The following is a 3,054-nucleotide window of genomic DNA, read 5'->3' as shown; positions in this document are numbered from 1 at the left end:
CGCTTCCGGCACGGCCGCACCTGCTGCCGCAGCATCCGCGACGCCGCCCGCCGCCGGCCAGACCGCGCCTGCCGGCTCCAGCGAAAAGATGTTCCTCTACGAAGAGCGTATCGGCCAGAGCTCGCCGACGGCGATCCAGGGTTCGATCGTCTGGAGCCTGCACCATGAGGCCGGCGCCGATGGCAAGCAGGAAGCTTCCGTCCAGGGCACGCTGACGGTGCCCGAGCGGAACCTCACGGCGCAGATCAACTTCAAGCGCAACTCCGATCCGTCGCTTCCGGCCAGCCACATCGTCGAAATGGTGTTCTCGCTGCCGGCGAACTTCGAAGGTGGCGCGATCGACAGCGTTCAGCGCATTTCGATGAAGCGGACCGAGCAGGATCGCGGTGATCCGCTTGTCGCGGTGCCCGCGAAGATCACCGACGACTTCCACATGATCGCGCTCAACGATTACCCGGATGCGCGCAAGGCCAACCTCGACCTTCTGTCTACGCGCGACTGGATCGATATTCCGATCACCTACCGCAATGGCCGCCGCGCGCTTCTGACCATGCAGAAAGGCCCGACCGGCGTCGAAGCCTTCAACGCCGCGATCCGCGAATGGAACGCAGCCGGCGACGTCTCGACCAGCCAGTAAGGGCGGTCGTCCAGACTGAACAAATACAGGAAAGGGCAGGTCGCAAGACTTGCCCTTTTTGACGAGATCGGCCCGCTTCGTTGCCGGGCTTTCTGGATTTGGAGTTTGGATAAGATGACCGCTGCAAGCCGCCCGGATCTGAGCGATATCAACCTCGACGACTGGGTGGAGCGCAGGCTTCCCAGAGCATGGAGACCCTACACGCGTCTGGCGCGGCTGGATCGTCCCGTCGGCATATGGCTCACGCTTTTCCCATGCTGGGCGGCGCTCATTCAGGCGTCGCACGGTTTCCCCGATATTCGGGAGTTGTTGATATTTTCGCTCGGCGCCCTGCTGATGAGAAGCGCCGGGTCCACCGTCAATGATATCGCCGATCGCAAGTTTGACGGCCATGTCGAGCGGACGCGCTTCCGGCCCCTGGCAAATGGCCAGATTGGTATCCTGCAGGCGCTGAGCTTTCTGGTCGTTCAGCTTGCGCTGGCTGCGTCGCTGCTGTTCTTCCTTTCGCCCTACACTCGGCTGGTCGCGATCTGTGTCGTTCCGCTCGTCTTCATCTATCCGCTCTGCAAGCGCTTCACGCACTGGCCACAGGCCGTTCTTGGCGCGGCGTTCAACTGGGGCATGCTGATGGCCTGGGCGGAGGTCGCCGGACACATCCCGCTTGGGGCCATCCTGATGTGGAGCGGGGCGATTGCATGGCAGATCGGCTACGACACGGTCTATGCCTATGTCGACGTCAAGGATGACACCCGGCTTGGGCTGAAATCGACAGCGATCCTGTTTGGCCGGCATGGCAAGGCGATCATTGGCGTCTTCTACGGCCTGGCCGTTGGCGCATGGGCACTTGGTGGTTGGCTGCTCGGGATGTCGCTGCCTTACATGCTCGGAATTCTGGTGATTGCCGCCCATCTTGCGTGGCAAACCGGGCGGATCGACCTTGTTCGCCCGGAGGTGAACTATCGGCTGTTCCTGGCGAATATCCTGACGGGCTTGCTGCTGGCGGGCGCGGCAGTGCTGGGAACCCTGTAAACGAAAAGGGCGGGTCGTGAGACCCGCCCTTTGTCTTTTGGGGATTGGTTCGCTTATGCCGTCGCTTCGACGACGCGGACGGCCTTGGCGCGGTCGAGCGCGTCCTTGCGGACGGCGTCCTGGACCTTTTCGAAGGCGCGGACCTCGATCTGGCGCACGCGTTCGCGGCTAATGTCGAATTCGCTCGACAGATCTTCCAGCGTTACCGGATCTTCGGAGAGGCGGCGTGCCTCGAAGATGCGGCGTTCGCGGTCGTTCAGAACGCTCATCGCCTTGGCCAGCATGCGCCGACGGGTGTCGAGTTCGTCCTGCTCGATCAGCACGTCTTCCTGGCTGTCATGATCGTCGACGAGCCAATCCTGCCACTGGCCGCTGTCGCCTTCCGACGCCTTGATCGGCGCGTTGAGCGATGCGTCGCCGGACAGGCGACGGTTCATCGAGATCACTTCTTCCTCGGAGACGCGCAGCTTGGTTGCGATCTCGGCCACGTGTTCCGGCTTCAGGTCACCTTCGTCGATGGCCTGGATACGGCCCTTCAGGCGACGCAGATTGAAGAACAGACGCTTCTGGTTGGCGGTGGTGCCCATCTTCACGAGCGACCAGGACCGCAGGATGTATTCCTGGATCGAGGCCTTGATCCACCACATGGCATAAGTTGCCAGCCGGAAACCGCGTTCCGGATCGAACTTCTTGACGGCCTGCATCAGGCCGACATTGCCTTCCGACACGACTTCGCCGATCGGCAGGCCGTAGCCGCGATAACCCATGGCGATCTTCGCAACAAGACGCAGGTGGCTGGTGACGAGACGATGCGCAGCCTCGCGATCGCCGTGTTCGGAATACCGCTTTGCCAGCATGTATTCTTCCTGCGGCTCCAACATCGGGAACTTGCGGATTTCGTCGAGATAACGGTTGAGACCGGCTTCGCCGGCGGTAATGGACGGCAAACTGCTTCGGGCCATTCTTGCACCCTCCTATCTGAATTCCGATCCCCGCTTGGACGCGTCCCTGCGTCTTGAAGGCGAACCGGGAACGTGCGGCTTTGTCAAAGCCCGCACGAAGTCAGTGTAGAGATAAGTGTGGCGAAACCGTAGTTCAAGGCTCAGGCCCGCTTCACGATGCCGTTACAGCTCGGCATTGCGCAAGGCATCGACCAGCGCCACCATATCATAGGGCAGCGGAACCTCGAAACGCATGAGTTCGCCGCTGCGCGGATGCTCGAACTGCAGCATGTAGGCATGCAGCGCCTGGCGGCCGAAACTGTTGACTGCCTTCTTGGCCGCATCCGGCAGAAGATTGGCCTTGGTCTTGAAGCCGGCGCCATAGACGGTATCGCCGAGGAGCGGATGGCCGATATGGGCCATGTGGACGCGGATCTGGTGGGTGCG

General features: G+C 61.8%; 2 protein-coding genes and 2 pseudogenes. 2 read left to right on the top strand and 2 right to left on the bottom strand.

Going from position 1 to position 3,054, the window contains the following annotated elements:
• Both B3605_RS18885 and ubiA read left to right on the top strand, forming a co-directional pair.
• Positions 1 to 637, top strand: a pseudogene (locus B3605_RS18885) (hypothetical protein); the annotation flags it as partial.
• 114 nt (positions 638 to 751) lie between these two features.
• Entirely contained in the window at positions 752 to 1,666 is a 915-nt protein-coding gene (gene ubiA, locus B3605_RS18880) for a 4-hydroxybenzoate octaprenyltransferase (RefSeq protein WP_112973517.1), read from the top strand.
• 53 nt (positions 1,667 to 1,719) lie between these two features.
• Here the strand turns inward: ubiA and rpoH are convergent, their stop codons facing one another.
• Positions 1,720 to 2,628 (bottom strand): RNA polymerase sigma factor RpoH, encoded by a 909-nt coding sequence (gene rpoH, locus B3605_RS18875; RefSeq protein WP_018897070.1) that lies wholly within the window; start codon positions 2,626 to 2,628, stop codon positions 1,720 to 1,722.
• Positions 2,629 to 2,790: 162 nt separating this feature from the next.
• Positions 2,791 to 3,054: pseudogene (locus B3605_RS18870) on the bottom strand (RNA pseudouridine synthase); the annotation flags it as partial.

This window comes from Rhizobium sp. UBA1881 (assembly GCF_002338015.1).
Classification (GTDB): Bacteria; Pseudomonadota; Alphaproteobacteria; order Rhizobiales; family Rhizobiaceae; genus Rhizobium.
The sequence above is the reverse complement of the archived record's forward strand: the minus strand, read 5'-3'. Positions and strand labels throughout refer to the sequence as shown.

Bases quoted from the DNA above. Each gene is read 5' to 3' on its own strand.
- ubiA (WP_112973517.1), top strand. From the start codon at position 752: ATGACCGCTGCAAGCCGCCCGGATCTGAGCGATATCAACCTCGACGAC.
- rpoH (WP_018897070.1), bottom strand. From the start codon at position 2,628: ATGGCCCGAAGCAGTTTGCCGTCCATTACCGCCGGCGAAGCCGGTCTC.